This is a genomic window from Rheinheimera sp. (genome assembly GCF_037442525.1).
GTDB lineage: Bacteria > Pseudomonadota > Gammaproteobacteria > Enterobacterales > Alteromonadaceae > Pararheinheimera.
Genome location: NZ_JBBIQD010000006.1, coordinates 36,493 through 52,088, shown reverse-complemented (window position 1 = coordinate 52,088; position 15,596 = coordinate 36,493). Strand labels below are relative to the sequence as shown.

13 protein-coding genes are annotated in these 15,596 nt (G+C 52.9%); 12 read left to right on the top strand and 1 reads right to left on the bottom strand.

The annotated features are described in order from the left end of the window. Positions 1-65: 65 nt before the first annotated feature. The 5 genes from tgt (at position 66) to WKJ03_RS10655 (ending at position 5,970) form a co-directional block, all read left to right on the top strand. Positions 66-1,196, top strand: a complete 1,131-nt coding sequence (gene tgt / locus WKJ03_RS10675; RefSeq protein WP_337842191.1) for a tRNA guanosine(34) transglycosylase Tgt — start codon at positions 66-68, stop codon at positions 1,194-1,196. A gap of 30 nt (positions 1,197-1,226) precedes the next feature. Continuing rightward, positions 1,227-1,565 carry a preprotein translocase subunit YajC gene (yajC, locus tag WKJ03_RS10670; protein ID WP_337842190.1) on the top strand — a complete coding sequence of 113 codons (339 nt, stop codon included), beginning with the start codon at positions 1,227-1,229 and terminating at the stop codon, positions 1,563-1,565. A 13-nt stretch (positions 1,566-1,578) separates the two neighbouring features. Next, positions 1,579-3,429 carry a protein translocase subunit SecD gene (gene secD / locus WKJ03_RS10665; protein WP_337842189.1) on the top strand — a complete coding sequence of 617 codons (1,851 nt, stop codon included), beginning with the start codon at positions 1,579-1,581 and terminating at the stop codon, positions 3,427-3,429. A 9-nt stretch (positions 3,430-3,438) separates the two neighbouring features. Beyond that, a complete protein-coding gene (secF, locus tag WKJ03_RS10660; protein WP_337842188.1) occupies positions 3,439-4,374 on the top strand; it encodes a protein translocase subunit SecF in 936 nt (311 codons plus the stop codon). Positions 4,375-4,725: 351 nt separating this feature from the next. After that, positions 4,726-5,970: a malic enzyme-like NAD(P)-binding protein gene (locus tag WKJ03_RS10655; RefSeq protein ID WP_337842187.1), complete on the top strand. Its 1,245-nt coding sequence runs from the start codon at positions 4,726-4,728 to the stop codon at positions 5,968-5,970. Between the two features lie 86 nt (positions 5,971-6,056). Here the strand turns inward: WKJ03_RS10655 and metJ are convergent, their stop codons facing one another. Next, positions 6,057-6,392, bottom strand: coding sequence for a met regulon transcriptional regulator MetJ (metJ, locus tag WKJ03_RS10650; protein WP_337842186.1), 336 nt, complete (start codon positions 6,390-6,392; stop codon positions 6,057-6,059). Between the two features lie 189 nt (positions 6,393-6,581). Between metJ and metB the strand changes: the two genes are divergently transcribed. The 7 genes from metB to argB all read left to right on the top strand — a co-directional run bounded on the left by metB (position 6,582) and on the right by argB (position 15,545). Continuing rightward, on the top strand, positions 6,582-7,844 hold the full coding sequence (gene metB / locus WKJ03_RS10645; RefSeq protein ID WP_337842185.1) for a cystathionine gamma-synthase: 1,263 nt from the start codon (positions 6,582-6,584) through the stop codon (positions 7,842-7,844). A 4-nt stretch (positions 7,845-7,848) separates the two neighbouring features. Further along, positions 7,849-10,212 carry a bifunctional aspartate kinase/homoserine dehydrogenase II gene (gene metL, locus WKJ03_RS10640; RefSeq protein ID WP_337842184.1) on the top strand — a complete coding sequence of 788 codons (2,364 nt, stop codon included), beginning with the start codon at positions 7,849-7,851 and terminating at the stop codon, positions 10,210-10,212. Positions 10,213-10,219: 7 nt separating this feature from the next. Continuing rightward, positions 10,220-11,122 (top strand): methylenetetrahydrofolate reductase, encoded by a 903-nt coding sequence (gene metF, locus WKJ03_RS10635; protein ID WP_337842183.1) that lies wholly within the window; start codon positions 10,220-10,222, stop codon positions 11,120-11,122. A gap of 65 nt (positions 11,123-11,187) precedes the next feature. After that, positions 11,188-11,709 (top strand): RNA 2',3'-cyclic phosphodiesterase, encoded by a 522-nt coding sequence (gene thpR / locus WKJ03_RS10630; protein WP_337842182.1) that lies wholly within the window; start codon positions 11,188-11,190, stop codon positions 11,707-11,709. 71 nt (positions 11,710-11,780) lie between these two features. After that, a complete protein-coding gene (gene dauA / locus WKJ03_RS10625; protein ID WP_337842181.1) occupies positions 11,781-13,535 on the top strand; it encodes a C4-dicarboxylic acid transporter DauA in 1,755 nt (584 codons plus the stop codon). Between the two features lie 218 nt (positions 13,536-13,753). Further along, positions 13,754-14,785 carry an N-acetyl-gamma-glutamyl-phosphate reductase gene (argC, locus tag WKJ03_RS10620; protein ID WP_337842180.1) on the top strand — a complete coding sequence of 344 codons (1,032 nt, stop codon included), beginning with the start codon at positions 13,754-13,756 and terminating at the stop codon, positions 14,783-14,785. Continuing rightward, complete coding sequence (gene argB, locus WKJ03_RS10615) at positions 14,778-15,545, top strand: acetylglutamate kinase (protein WP_337842179.1); 768 nt, start codon at positions 14,778-14,780, stop codon at positions 15,543-15,545. The genes argC and argB overlap by 8 nt, the downstream gene beginning before the upstream one ends. The last annotated feature ends 51 nt before the right edge of the window (positions 15,546-15,596 follow it).

Below are 15,596 nucleotides of genomic sequence, written 5' to 3'. Positions count from 1 at the left end.
CCTGCCTTCTGCTACAATCGGGCGCGACGAGCCGGACTGTCTTTCTGGCCTTATGAGGTAACAACGTGAAATTTGAATTATTGACCACAGACGGCAAAGCCCGTCGTGGCCGTCTGAGCTTTGACCGCGGTGTGGTCGAAACCCCGGCTTTTATGCCTGTAGGCACTTACGGCACAGTGAAAGGCATGACTCCCGAAGAGCTGGACGCCACAGGCGCTCAGATTTGCCTGGGCAACACCTTCCATCTGATGCTGCGTCCTGGCACTGAGATCATTAAAAAACACGGCGACCTGCACGACTTTATGAACTGGCATAAGCCAATTCTGACGGACTCAGGTGGCTTTCAGGTGTTCAGTCTGGGGGAACTGCGCAAGATCAAAGAAGAAGGGGTGCATTTCCGCTCGCCGCTGAACGGCGAAAAAATTCTGCTGACGCCGGAAAAGTCCATTCAGGTGCAACGTGACCTGGGCTCTGACATTGTGATGATTTTTGACGAATGCACGCCCTACCCGGCGACCGAAGTGCAGGCGAAAAAGTCGATGGAGTTGTCATTGCGCTGGGCCAAACGCAGCAAAGATGAACATGGTGACAGCAAATCTGCGTTATTTGGCATTATTCAGGGCGGTATGTACCCGCACCTGCGTGACATTTCGTTAGAAGGCCTCGAGCAGATTGGCTTTGACGGCTACGCCATTGGCGGCCTGTCGGTGGGAGAACCGAAAGAGGAGATGATTAAAATCCTCGACCATACCACAGACAAAATGCCAGCCAATAAACCCCGTTACCTGATGGGGGTTGGCAAGCCGGAGGACATTGTGGAAGCAGTGCGCCGTGGTGTGGATATGTTTGACTGTGTGATGCCAACCCGTAATGCCCGCAATGGCCATCTGTTTGTCAGTACGGGGGTGATTAAGATCCGCAATGCCAAACACAAAGACGATACCTCGCCTTTGGATAAAGAATGTGATTGCTACACTTGTAAAAATTATTCCCGTGCATATTTACATCATTTAGACAGATGCAATGAGATACAGGGCGCCAGGCTGAACACCATTCATAACCTGCACCATTATCAAAAACTGATGCAGGGCTTACGTGCGGCCATTGCTGATGGCAAACTTGAGGCTTTCGTTGAAGAGTTTTATCAGAAACGCGGTATGCAGGTTCCTGCGCTGAACACTGCAGTCACAGAATAAATTTTTAAATTTAACTTTAGGGGACATGTAATGAGTTTGTTTATTTCCAATGCCTATGCCAATACACCAGCCACAGCACCACAAGGTGGCGGCTGGGACCTGCTGATTATGCTGGTGGCTTTTGGTCTGATTTTTTATTTCCTGATCTACCGTCCACAAGCCAAACGGGTGAAAGACCACAAAAACCTGATGTCTGCTTTGGGTAAAGGGGATGAAGTGCTGACCCAGGGGGGGTTGGTGGGCCGTATCGCCAAGATTGCTGACGACAAAGACTTTGTGGTGGTGGCGCTGAATGACACCACTGAAGTGACAGTACAAAAAGCCTCTATTGCCGCCGTGTTGCCGAAAGGCACCATGAAGTCACTGTAATAAGGACCAACCCGTGTTAAACCAGAATTCAATCTGGCGGTATCTGCTGGTGATAGGTGTGTTGGTGGTGAGTCTGTTGTACGCACTGCCAAACATCTACCCTAATGATCCGTCCTTACAAATTAACGCGACCCGGGGCGGCGAAGTCAGCCAGGAAAATGTAGAGCAGTTGACCAAAGCCTTGGCCGAACATGGCCTGACGGCCAAGTCGGCACAGCTGGAGAAAGGTCAGTTACTGGTGCGTTTCCTCAGCACAGAAGACCAGTTAAAGGCCCGTGAAGTAGCGACCGCTGCGTTGGGGGATAACTTCGTGACCGCGCTGAACCTGGCGCCGGCTACACCAGCCTGGTTGGATGCTATTGGTGCCCAGCCAATGAAACTGGGCCTGGACTTACGGGGTGGTGTGCACTTCCTGATGGAAGTGGATATGAAAACCGCGATGGAAAAAAACGTCAACGATCTGGTGGCCGTATACCGCACTGATCTGCGTGAAGCCAAAGTGCGTTACCGCGCTATTACCGCCGACCTGGCCAACCAACGGGTGCTGCTGAGTTTCCGCAATGCAGAGGATTTAGCTGCAGCCGAAAAAACCTTATCCGCCAAAGACCGCGATATGCTGTTTACTGCAGCGGACGAACTGACCCTGGTTGCGGCCTTCAGTGAATTGAAACTGAAAGCCCTGCGTGAAGATGCGGTCGCACAAAACATCACTATTATCCGTAACAGGGTCAATGCGATTGGCGTGGCTGAACCACTGGTGCAGCGTCAGGGGGCAGAACGTATTGTGGTGCAGTTGCCTGGTATTCAGGATACAGCCCGAGCCAAAGAAATTCTGGGGGCAACAGCCACGCTGGAATTCCGGATGGTCGATGAAAACGCTGATCTGGCCAGTGCGCTGGAAGGCCGTATTCCGCCCAATGCGGAACTCTACCATGATCGTCAGGGCCGCCCTGTACTGCTGCAAAAACGCGTGATGCTGACAGGGAACCATATTATTGGTGCCAACAGCAGCTACGACGAATACAGCCGTCCGCAGGTGAATATCGACCTGGATGCCAAAGGCGGCAATACCTTTTCTCAGGCCACCAAAGAAGCCATTGGTAAGTCGATGGCGACCGTCTTTATTGAGTACAAACCGACCGATAAAAAAGACGAAAACGGCCGCACCATTCTTGAGAAAAAAGAAGAAGTCATTAACGTGGCCACTATTCAGGCCCGTTTAGGCCGCTCGTTCCGCATTACAGGGGTGGACAGCCCGGCAGAAGCGCAGAACCTGGCATTGCTGTTGCGCGCCGGTGCCCTGATTGCGCCTATTCAGATTGTGGAAGAGCGCACTGTAGGCCCGAGCCTGGGTCAGGAAAATATTGAACTGGGTACCAATGCCATCATGTGGGGCATGATTGTCACCGTGATCTTTATGGGGATTTACTACAAAGCTGTGGGTCTGGTCGCAAACCTGGCACTGGCCTGTAACGTGGTGGTGCTGATTGGGGTGCTGTCGATGGTGCCAGGGGCGACCCTGACCTTGCCTGGCATGGCTGGTATTCTGCTGACCATAGGTATGGCGATTGACGCCAACGTACTGATTAACGAGCGGATCCGCGAAGAACTGGCCTCAGGCCGTTCGGTGCAGCAGGCCATTCATGAAGGTTACAACAGAGCTTTTGCCACTATTACTGACTCCAACCTGACCACCTTCCTGGTGGCGCTGATCCTGTTTGGTCTGGGTTCAGGTCCGGTCAAAGGCTTTGCGGTGACTCTGGCTCTGGGGATTGTCACCTCTATTTTCACCGCTGTGACTGTATCGCGGTTGTTTGTGAATCTGATTTGGGGTGGTCGCAAGGTTGACCGCTTACCTATTTAAGGACTGCTCATGCAAATTCTAAATTTTAAAGAGCCGTTAAATTTCATGAAGCTGAAATGGCCAGCCATGACGCTGTCTGTTCTGCTGATCCTGGGCTCGTTGTTCAGTGTGTTCACCAAAGGCATTAACTTCGGCCTGGATTTTACCGGCGGTATTGTCGTAGAGCTGGGGTTTGAGCAGCAGGCGGATTTGAATAAAATCCGCAGCGCTTTAGCTCAGAATGGCTTCCCTGATGCGGTGGTGCAGTACTTCGGCACCAGTACGGATGTGATGATCCGTATTACGCCTCGCGAGGATCAGGCTCAGGTTGGCGCGCAAATTCTGCAGGCGGTGCAAACCGTCGAGCAGGGGACTGTCACTCAACGCCGGGTGGATGTGGTGGGGTCTGCGGTCGGTGACGAGCTGAAAGAAGACGGTATGCTGGCGCTGCTGGCTGCTTTTATCGGCATTATGATGTATGTGGCTTTTCGTTTTGAATGGCGCTATTCGGTCGGTGCTGTACTGGCCTTAGTGCATGATGTGATCATCACTTTGGGGATGTTCTCCATCACAGGTATGGAATTCGACCTGACGGTACTGGCTGCTTTGTTGGCGTTGGTGGGTTACTCCATTAACGACACCATAGTGGTATTTGACCGCATTCGCGAAATGTTTCGTAAGTTACGGGACTCCACAGTGGAAGAAACAGTGAATGAAGCTGTCACTTCCACCTTAGGCCGCACCGTCATTACCTCAGGTACCACAGCGCTGTCACTGGTCGCGCTGTTTTTCCTCGGCGGTCCGCTGTTGACCGGTTTCTCTGCCGCCTTGCTGTTTGGTATTGCCATTGGTACTTACTCGTCAATCTTTGTGGCGAGCTCTATTGCGGTGATACTGGGAGCCAGCCGTGAAGACTTGCTGCCGGAAGTGATTGAGAAAGAGGGTGAAAATACACCGTCTCTGTAAATTTATCTGAGAAGAAACCGGGCCTATGCCCGGTTTCTTTTTTTTGGGGCCCCGCTGGCTTTCGGAATTTCCGTTATTTTGTGGCTGAGCAGTTCGACTTCTTTCTGACTGCTCCGACCTGCTGCTTGGCGTTAGTTTAAAAACTTGTTATAACCAATAGTGGCTCTGTGATCTTTCTGTTTTGTCCGCGTCGGGTGGATCACTGGTACGATCTGAAAATTTCCGATACTAAAGTTGCATGGCGCTCTTTAGAATGAGGCACCTTTTCGGCCGGCACCACAAGCCGTAACTACCAATAAAAAAATCTATAGCCCACAGGGCAACCCTATAAAAAAGCAGGAACCTCTTACCATGTCAGACCTACGCGAACAGGCGCTGAAGTATCACGCCGAGCCCAGACCGGGCAAAATATCTATTGAAATCAGCAAACCCGCTGAAACAGTGAAAGACCTGGCGCTGGCGTACAGCCCTGGTGTGGCTGAACCGGTGCGGGAAATTGCCGACAACATCGACAATGTGTACAAGTACACGGCCAAAGGCAATCTGGTGGCGGTTATTTCCAACGGTACCGCCATTCTGGGGCTGGGCAATCTGGGGCCTATGGCGTCCAAACCGGTGATGGAAGGCAAAGCCTTGTTGTTTAAGCGTTTTGCCGGGTTGGACTCCATCGACATTGAAGTCAGCCATAAAACCACAGAAGACTTTATCAACACAGTGGCCAATATTGCCGACACCTTTGGTGGCATTAATCTGGAAGATATTAAGTCACCAGAATGCTTTGAAATTGAAAAAGAGCTGATTAAACGCTGCAACATTCCGGTGTTTCATGATGACCAGCACGGCACCGCTATTGTGACTGCCGCAGGTTTACTCAATGCACTGGAAATTCAGGGCAAAGACATCAGCAAAGTGGTGATTGTCTGTATGGGGGCTGGTGCTGCGGCTATTGCCTGCATGGAGCTGTTGGTTAAATGTGGGGCACGGCGTGAGCATATTTACATGCTCGACACCAAAGGGGTGATCCACAGCCGCCGCGATGATCTGAATCAGTACAAAAAGTTGTTTGCCAACAACACCGACAAACGCACGCTGGAAGAGGCGATGGAGGGGGCTGATGTCTTTGTTGGGGTGTCTGGACCAGACGCTTTACCGCCTGAAGCGGTGAAGCTGATGGCGGATAAGCCGGTGATTTTTGCCTGTTCCAACCCGGATCCGGAAATTAAACCTGAACTGGCCCAGGCCCAGCGCTCCGATTTGATTATGGCAACAGGCCGCTCGGACTACCCGAATCAGGTGAATAACGTCTTGTGTTTCCCCTTTATTTTCCGCGGGGCTTTGGATGTGCGGGCCAGGGTGATTAACGATGAAATGAAAATAGCTGCTGTGCATGCCATCCGTGCTATTGCCAAAGAGCCAGTGCCTCAGGCGGTGCTGGATGCGGCGCAGGTCAGTCATCTGGAATTTGGCCCCGGTTATATTATTCCGAAGCCAATGGACCCGCGTTTATTGCAGCGGGTGGCCAGAGCGGTGGCCGAAGCTGCAGTCGCTTCTGGAGTGGCGCGTTTGCCATTACCGGAGAACTATCTGCAGCTTTAAACCTCTGTCAGAAACCAAAAACCCGCTGTTAGGCGGGTTTTTGCTGTGTAATCTGTAGTACGTGGTTCAGACTGAATCTTGTTGGATTATTCTTCGTCTGTTTCGGCTTCCTGAATTTCAGGAATAGGTTTGCCCATACTGACCAGGATATCACGGACTTCCTGTGGGATCTGATGGGGGTTGTCTTTGCGTAAATCTTCATCTGCCGGCAGTGGCTGTCCGGTAAAGGCGTGTAAAAACGCTTCACAGAGCAATTCACTGTTGGTGGCATGCCGCAGGTTATTCACCTGACGACGGGTACGCTCGTCAGTGAGCACCTTCAGTACATTCAGCGGTATTGATACGGTAATCTTTTTAACCTGTTCAGATTTTTTACCGTGCTCCGCATAAGGGTGAATGTATTCACCGTTCCACTTTGCCATAGGGTTACCTTGAAATTATCAATTGAGGAGTCGCCGGGCTGTTGCCTGGCGCAAGGCCGCAAATTTTACTTCTTATTGCTGCACACTACAAACCTTGTACAGTAATTCATCATACAGACGTCTAAATGTTTTGACATCTTATTTTTGGGATGTATACTTTTAGACGTCTAAACATCTAAAGGTCTTGTTATGAGCCAGCGTCATTCAGCCACTATTGCAGCACGAGCCGGTATAGCGCAGGACCCGGCTTTTGGCGCTGTGACCCCACCTTTGTACCTGACTTCCACTTATGAGTTAAAGGCCTTTAAGCAGCCTGGTCAGTACGACTATTCCCGCTCCAACAACCCAACCCGGGATTTATTGGGGGAAACCCTGGCAGAGCTGGAAGGCGGTGCTAAAGGCCTGATCACCAATACAGGCATGTCGGCCTGTTTACTGGCGCTGCAGCTGATAGGCCCGGACGATACGCTGGTGATCCCCCACGATTGTTACGGTGGCAGTTACCGTTTATTTTTTAATCTGGCCAGCCGCAAGCGCGCGTTCAAGCTGAAAGTGGTGAACTTTCAGCTCGACAGCTGGCAGCAGGAGATCCGCGCTGTGAGGCCAGCCATGATTTGGCTGGAAACGCCAAGCAATCCGTTACTGCAAATCACGGATATTAAAGCTGTAGTAGCGCTCGCCAACGAATTCAAAGCCAAAGTGGTGGTAGACAACACCTTTTTGTCGCCTGTATTGCAAAAGCCGCTGGATTTGGGCGCCGATATTGTGGTGCACAGCACCACCAAATTTATCAATGGCCACAGTGACATAGTGGGCGGCGCACTGATTGCTAAAGAGCAAAGCATCGGCGATGAGTTGAAATGGTGGGCCAATTGCCTGGGCGTGACCGCAGGTGCATTTGATTCTTACCAAACCTTACGTGGCCTGCGTACTCTATTACCGCGCATTAAACAGCATCAGCACAACGCAGCCTTAGTTGCAGAGTTTCTGCAGCAGCAGCCGCTGGTCAGTAAAGTGTATTACCCAGGTTTGCCAGAGCACCCGGGCCATGCCATTGCCAAAGCCCAGCAATTTGGTTTTGGCTCCATGCTGAGTTTTGACTTGGCGGCAGACGAGGCCTTATTGCCAGTATTTTTCAGTGCGCTGAAGTACTTCACGCTGGCTCAGTCACTGGGAGGAATTGAGAGCCTGATTTGCCATCCGGGCAGCATGACCCATGCGTCTTTGGATGCGGCCACCCAAAAAGCGGCGGGTATAGGGCCGACCTTAATCCGCTTGTCGGTCGGCATTGAAGATGCAGCAGAGCTGATTGCTGATCTGGCGCAAGGTTTTGCCGCAGTGCAGCAGCAGTTAACTGCGCAGACGCCCTTGAATGCAGGTCGGCAGTCTGTGCAGGCGCAGGGCCCTGACGCCCAGTTTCGATTAAACCCGGCCTTAACGGCATTATGGTGAGTTTATGAGTTTGGTAGTCCATAAATTTGGTGGCAGCAGTCTGGCAAGCGCAGAACGTTTTGCTGCTGTGGCCGATATTTTACAGAAGGAACCTGAGGCCTGGGTCGTGGTGTCGGCCCCCGGTGATACCACAGACGAATTGCTGGCGCTGATTGACAGCCGCGAGCAGCCGGATGTGTTTTTGCAGTTACAAACCGGGTTGCAGCACAAACTGCAGTTGCTGGCTCGCCGTACTCTGGCTGAACCTGAAGAGATAATGGCCCAGGTGAGCCGCTGGGTTGCTGAAATCCCCGGTTTTCTGGCGGCGCAGCAACTGAATGATGTGCTTGCCATTGGTGAGCGCTTTTCCAGCCAGCTGTTGGCTGCATTACTGAACGAACGTGGGCTTCGCAGTCAGGCGCTGGATGCCCGTGATTTTCTGCGGCTGGATGGTTCGGCAGTGGACTGGCATTTGTCTGCGCAGTTGCTGGAACCCTTGAAGCAAAGCGGCCTGAATGTGGTGACGGGCTATATTGCCCGCACTATTCATGGGCAGAGCATTACGCTGGGTCGCAATGGCAGCGACTATTCAGCCACTATTCTGGGGCGTCTGCTGCACGCCAGTGCTATCCATATCTGGACAGATGTTGATGCGATTTACAGCGCAGACCCACGTAAAGTGCCGTCAGCCCGCGCCTATAAACAAGTGCCCTGGCAGCAGGCGTTAACGCTGGCGGCTTTAGGCAACCCTGTGTTGCATGCGAAAACCCTAAGCCCGCTGCTGGATGCGCCAGCAGATTTAGTGGTGCGCAGCAGTTTTAACCCGGAGCATCCGGGTTGTAAGGTCAGTCAGCAAAGCGCCATCGAAGTGCAGTTTTTAACCGACATTCAGCAGGCAGCTTTGGTCAGCTTGCCCGCCCATTGTGCACTGAATGCCGCAGATTTAGCCGCACAATTGCAACAACCTGTGATTGCCGCACCAGGCAAGGCTCAGCAATGGCTGGTGCCTGCAGCTGTGGTCGACCCCTTGTTAAGCATTCTGGCCAGTCAAAATGTATTCGCCCGGGTCAGTCCACAGCTGTATCACCTGGTGGCCTGGGTAAAACCGGCCGCCCGCCGGCAAAAGCAGGTCAGTACCCAGGCGCAGCAGTGGCTGCAACGTCAGGCGCCTGCGGCAGTATTTAATGATGAACAACTGGCGGTCTGGTTATTTGCGCAACCGCTGACGTCGCTGGAGCTGACCGAGCTGCATCAGGCTTTATTGCCTTCAGTGGTGCGGCTGAACCTGGTGGTGGCCGGTACCGGCAATGTAGGCTCCGAGTTTTTGCAGCTGCTTGAGCGGCAGCAGCAGGCGCTGGCCGGTCAGATTGAACTGAATCTGGCGGGTTTACTGAACTCCCGTCAGGCCTTATTTGCCGAGAGCCTGAGTCTGTCGGATTGGGCCGCACAGCTGCAGCAGGCTCCGCTTTATACGGAGCACAGCCTGCAGCTGGCCCTGCAGGAACTGGCCGAGCCAAAAGTGTTAATTGATCTGACGCCGAGCCAAGCTTTTGCCGAGCGTTATCCGCAATTTATTCAGACGGGTTTTGACCTGATCAGTGCCAACAAACAAGGTGTGACCTTGCCGCTTGCGCAGTTCCAGCACATTAAGCAACTGGCGGCGCAGCAGCAGGTGCAGTGGCTGAGTAACACCACTGTGGGAGCTGGTTTGCCGGTGCAGCGTTTGTTGCAGGAACTGCGCAGCAGTGGGGACACAGTGCATGCCGTCAGTGGTATTTTTTCCGGCACTTTGTCCTGGTTGCTGGCCAAATTTGATGGTTCAGTGCCGTTCTCAGCCTTGCTGAAACAAGCACAGCAACTGGGGTTTACCGAGCCGGACCCGCGGGACGATTTGTCCGGCAAAGACGTCCAGCGTAAATTACTGGTACTGGCACGGGAGCTGGATTTACCGCTGGAGCTGGAACAGATTGCATTGGAACCTTTATTACCTGCTGTGCTGGCTGACGGTTCTGTGGAACAGTTCTGGCAGCAGGCTGAAGTGCTGGACCATGCCTTTGCGCCTGTACTGGCCGAAGCACAACAACAAGGCAAAGTGCTGCGTTATATCGCGGAGCTGAAAATAGAGCAGGGCAAGGCAAAGGCGCAGGTACGGCTGGTGTCTGTGGCGCCTGACCATCCACTGGCCGCTATTATTCCTTGTGATAATGTGTTTGTGATTGAAAGCGACTGGTACCAGCAGAATCCCTTGGTGCTCAAAGGCCCGGGCGCGGGGCGTCAGGTGACGGCCGGCGGTGTGCATGCCGATTTAGCCTTGTTGGCCAAACAAAAAATAGCCGCGGCCAAAGCCGCTCAACACAGTCAGGCGCAGGCCGCAGCCTGGGTAAAGTGAGAATTTTATGTCTTTTGTCAGCGCACAGTATTTAGAGTCCATCAACCGTAACCTGCAGGATGTGCAGGGTAAGGTGAATGTCAGTTTTGAGTTTTTTCCGCCGAAGACCGAACAGCTGGAACAAACGCTGTGGAAGTCGATTGAGCGGCTGGCGCCATTGGCACCTTCTTTTGTCTCTGTGACCTATGGCGCGAACTCAGGCGAACGTGACCGCACCCATGAAATTATTAAGTCCATTAAACAGCGTACCGGGCTGATTGCGGCACCACACTTAACCTGTGTCGACGCCAGCCGCGCTGAGCTTGAAGCCATTGCCCGTGATTACTGGAACAATGGCATTCGCCACATTGTGGCACTGCGGGGGGATCTGCCACCTGGCACCACGGAAAAGCCAGCCTTGTACGCGGCGGATCTGGTGGAAATTCTGCGTTCAGTGGCGGACTTTGACATCTCGGTTGCGGCTTATCCGGAAGTGCATCCGGAATCACCTAACGCCCAGTTTGATCTGCTGAACTTAAAACGCAAAGTGGATGCTGGCGCCTCGCGCGCTATTACCCAGTTTTTCTTTGAACCGGAAAAATACCTGCGTTACCGTGACCGCTGTGCCGCTGTTGGTATTGATGTGGACATTGTGCCGGGTATTCTGCCTGTTACCAACTTCAAGCAATTGCAGAAGTTTGCCGCCATGACCAATGTGGCTATCCCAGCCTGGATGCATAAAGCTTATGAGGGGCTGGACAAAGACGAAACCACCCGCAATCTGGTGGCTGCCAATATTGCGATGGACATGGTGAAGGTATTAAGCCGTGAAGGTGTGAACTGCTTCCATTTTTACACCTTAAACCGCAGCGAACTGACCTACGCCATTTGCCATTTGCTGGGGGTGCGGCCTGAGGTTGCTGTAGAGTAAACTGCGCTCTGCGTGCATACTAAGCCCACTGAACAGGAGCAAAATCCGAATCTTGGTGTTTTGGTATGCAGCGTTGTTTTTTCAGTCTAAGTTTTAGTCCGTCCCAGCAACAGCAACTGGCGGCCTGCCAGCCGGTGGCACAATACCCGGATGCCTTGTGGCACCCGCCTGCCAATTTGCACCTGACTCTGGTGTTTCTGGGCCAACAGAGTGAAGAAACCCAACAGCAGCTATGGCAGGACGCCTTGCCGCTGCTTCAGCGCACACCGGCTTTTGAGCTCTGCTTTGATCATCTGGCGCAATTTCATCAGGCCAGAGTGTTGTTTTTAGGAGTGCAGTCCGGGGTTCCTGCCTTAATGGACCTGCAGGCGGAGCTGTCTGCGCTTTGCCAGCCGGTGCTGACCGGTCCTCAACCGGAACAGTTTTTGCCTCACGTCACCCTGGCACGCAAAATCCGGCCAGAATTCAGTTATCGCCAGAGCGCCGGCCCTGTAACAGTGCAGTGCACTGACGTGGGCTTTTACCATTCGGTCAGCACTTTGTCTGGGGTGCGTTACCTGTGTAAACAACGTCAGACTTTGGTCTAACACCTTGCTCTGAAACAAAAAATTTATTGGCCCACTCTGTTACACTCAAGCTATTGATTCAGGGAGGGGACATGTCACATCGTTCTTATCTGTTTTCGCTGCGTATAGGGCATGCTTTAAGAGAAAGCCTGTCCGATGGCTATCGGCTCTGGCACCTGAAGCAAGACCTGCTGGCAGGGGTAACTGTAGGTATTATTGCGATCCCTCTGGCGATGGCTTTGGCCATCGCATCCGGTGTTCCCCCTCAATACGGCCTCTACACTGCGGTCGTGGCAGGCTTTTTCATTGCCCTCTGTGGCGGTTCACGTTACAGCATCAGCGGCCCAACAGCGGCTTTTGTGGTGGTGCTGTACCCTGTGGCCCAACACTATGGGCTGGCAGGGTTATTGCTGGCCACTCTATTGTCCGGGTTTATTCTGATCTTGATGGCTGTGGTGCGTTTGGGCCGTTTTATCGAATACATTCCGGAGGCGGTGACGCTGGGTTTTACCTGCGGCATTGCGATTGTGATTGCCACTTTGCAGCTCAATGATGTGTTGGGCCTGGGGCTGGCGTCGATGCCAGAACATTACCTGGAAAAACTCCAGGTGCTGTTCACGGCTTTACCTGAATTGCACTGGCCATCTTTGTTGGTCGCGCTGACCACTCTGGCGGTGATGCTGTGCTGGCCAAAACTGGGCTGGCCTGTTCCGCCGCATTTGCCCGCATTGGCGCTGGCGACTTTTCTCGGCATTGCCTTGCAGCAGTTTGGTTTGAGTCTGGACAGTATTGGCTCACGCTTCAGCTACCTGTTGCCCGATGGCTCGACAGGCTTTGGCATACCGTCTGAGCTGCCTGCCTTGCAATGGCCCTGGCTGCAATCGGGGCCGGACGGTCAGCCACTGCAGTGGAGCACGCAAATGGTCAAAGATCTGTTAGCGGCTGCTTTTGCCATGGCAATGCTCGGCGCTATTGAGTCGTTGCTTTGCGCTGTGGTATTGGATGGCATGACGGGCAAACGCCACAGTGCCAACAGCGAATTGTTAGGGCAGGGCATTGGCAATCTGGTCACGCCTTTTTTTGGTGGTTTTACGGCCACTGCGGCCATTGCCCGCTCGGCTGCCAATGTGCGCTCTGGTGCTCAGTCGCCGGTCGCTGCCATGGTGCATGCCGGGACTGTGCTGTTGGCCTTGGTGCTGCTGGCCCCTGTACTGGCTTATTTGCCGATGGCCGCCATGGCGGCCTTGTTACTGGTGGTGGCCTGGAATATGAGCGAAGCACCTAAAGCCATGCGTCTGTTAAAAACAGCGCCAACAGAGGACATTTGGATCTTCAGCATCTGCTGTGGCTGCACAGTGCTCTTTGATATGGTGGTGGCCATTAGTCTGGGCATGGTGATTGCCGCATTTTTATTCGTCAAACAAGTGGCCGATATGACCCGCGCTGTCGATATCAGCCATAACCGCAAATTACTCAGCCACACCGTGCCTGCAGGCTGGAAAGTGTTCCGCATTAGTGGCCCGTTGTTTTTTGCTGCCGCCGACCGGGTTTTTGGGGAATTGTCACAAAAACTGAAAGGTCAGCAGGGCGCCATTCTGATGATGGATGCAGTCACTCTGATGGATGCAGGTGGCTTGTCTGCCTTTGAAAAATTAATCAGTCTGGCGGAAAAACAAAAAGTGCATTTGCTGGTGACGGACTTGCAGTTTCAGCCGCTCAAAACGCTGGCAAAAGCAGGCATTCAGCCGGTACCTGGCATTTTGAGTTTTTATTCAGCACTTGCAGACGCGTTACTGCAATTGCCTGGGACTATGCCGCTGGCAGACCAACAAAACGAGGGACAGTAAAACAGGGCTTTTTACTTTAGTCTGCCACGGATCTGGTCTAAGCTGTGCCCAACCTTGGGTTGTAGCGGGCAAGAAGGCGAAAATGAATTTTTTAAATATAAAAATTCATAAATTCAGAATAAAAATTCTTGAATCTGCATGTCGAACCCTCTACACTGGCCTCACTTTTTCGGGCGTGGCCTTATTTTTTGTTTTAAGTCGCGGAGATTTCGCTGTTTATGACGACTTTATCTGTTTCAGGCAAACTCAAAGCTGCAGTACTGGGTGCGGCAGGTTACAGTGGTGCAGAGCTGGCTGTGATGCTGTCACGCCACCCACATTTTGAACTGAGTTATGCCTTTGCATCCGCAGGCCGCGCGGCAGAACCTTTTTCTAAACTCTACCCACGCCATCAGGCCGTGGTGGATATTCAGGTAGAACCCTGGACAGATGACAGGGCCGAAACCTTGGATGCAGACGTTGCTTTCCTGGCGTTACCCCATGAAGTCAGTGAGGCGGTGACGCCCTTACTGCTGGCCAAAGGCATTGCCGTATTTGATTTATCCGGCGCCTTCCGTCTGAAAGACCCGGCCTTGTATCCGAAGTATTACGGCTACGAGCACCTGCATACTGATTTGCTGGAACAAGCTGTTTATTCACTGGTCGAGTGGCTGGATAAACCGCTGCCACAGCTGGTGTCCGTGCCTGGCTGTTACCCAACCGCCTGTTCGCTGGCGTTGCTGCCAGTGTTAAAGGCCGGTTTGGTGGCTGATGGCTGCATTCCTGTGATTAATGCCACCAGTGGTGTGTCCGGTGCTGGCCGTAAAGCGGCGCTGAGTACCTCCTTTTGTGAAGTGGGTCTGAATGCCTATGGTTTCTTTAAACACCGCCACCGTCCTGAGATTGAGCAGAACCTGGGCCGCAAAGTGGTGTTTACCCCGCATCTGGGTAACTTCAAACGCGGCATTCTGGCGACCTCAGTCGTGACACTAAAAGCCGGTGTCAGCGCTGAACAGGTGAAAGCTGCTTTTGAGCAAGCCTATGCCGGTAAACCGCTGGTGCGTCTGGTCAGTCATTCTCCCAATGTGGCCGATGTGGCCGGTACCCCGTTTTGCGATATCCACTGGCAGCAGGATGCTGAGCAGTTGGTGATTGTGTCGGCTATTGATAACCTGCTTAAAGGGGCGGCCGCTCAGGCATTGCAAGCCGCTAACCTGAAGTTCGGTTTTGCAGAAACCGCAGGTTTATTCGCCGGGGTGCCTCATGAGTAAGGTTTATGTCTTAAAAATGGGTGGCCGCTTATTGCAAGACCAGGCCGCTCTGGATGCCCTGTTAGCAGTTTGTGCTGAACTCAAGCACCAACACCCGTTGGTGTTGGTGCATGGTGGTGGCGATCAGGTCGACCAATGGCTGGCGAAATTTGGGTTTACCACCGAAAAAATTGATGGTCAGCGCGTGTCTCCGGCCGAACAAATGCCGGTGATTACCGGAGCTCTGGACGGCGCCGTCAATGCGGAAATGGTCAGTCGTGCCACAGTGGCGGGTCTAAAGCCAGTCGGTTTAAATCTGGCTGCCGGTGGCAGCTTAAGCTTTGACGTGAATACCAAACTGGGGGCCGTAGGCATTGCAAAGCCCAATGATGGCAGCTTGGTGAACAGCCTGTTGGCCCAGGGCTTTACGCCTGTGTTCAGTTCCATTGGGATTGGCCAGCAAGGCCAGTTGCTGAATGTGAACGCCGATATTGCGGCTGCGGCTATTTGCCAGCTGGTGCAGGGGCAGCTCATTTTGCTGACGGACGTCCCAGGTATTCTGGATGCGGATATGCAGTTGATCCCAACCTTAACCGCAGAGGCGGCAGAAGCGCTGGTGCAAAGCGGTGTGATTAAAGGTGGTATGAAAGTCAAGCTGGATGCGGCTCTGGAAACTGCGGCAGCACTGAAAAGCACCATTATTGTGGCAGGCTGGCAGGACCCGGATAATTTATTAAAACTGATGCGTAACGAGCCGGTCGGCACCTGCATTCAGTATTAATGGTTGTATAAACAGACGTCGGAGCATTGGGCTCTGGCCTTTAAAAAGGAA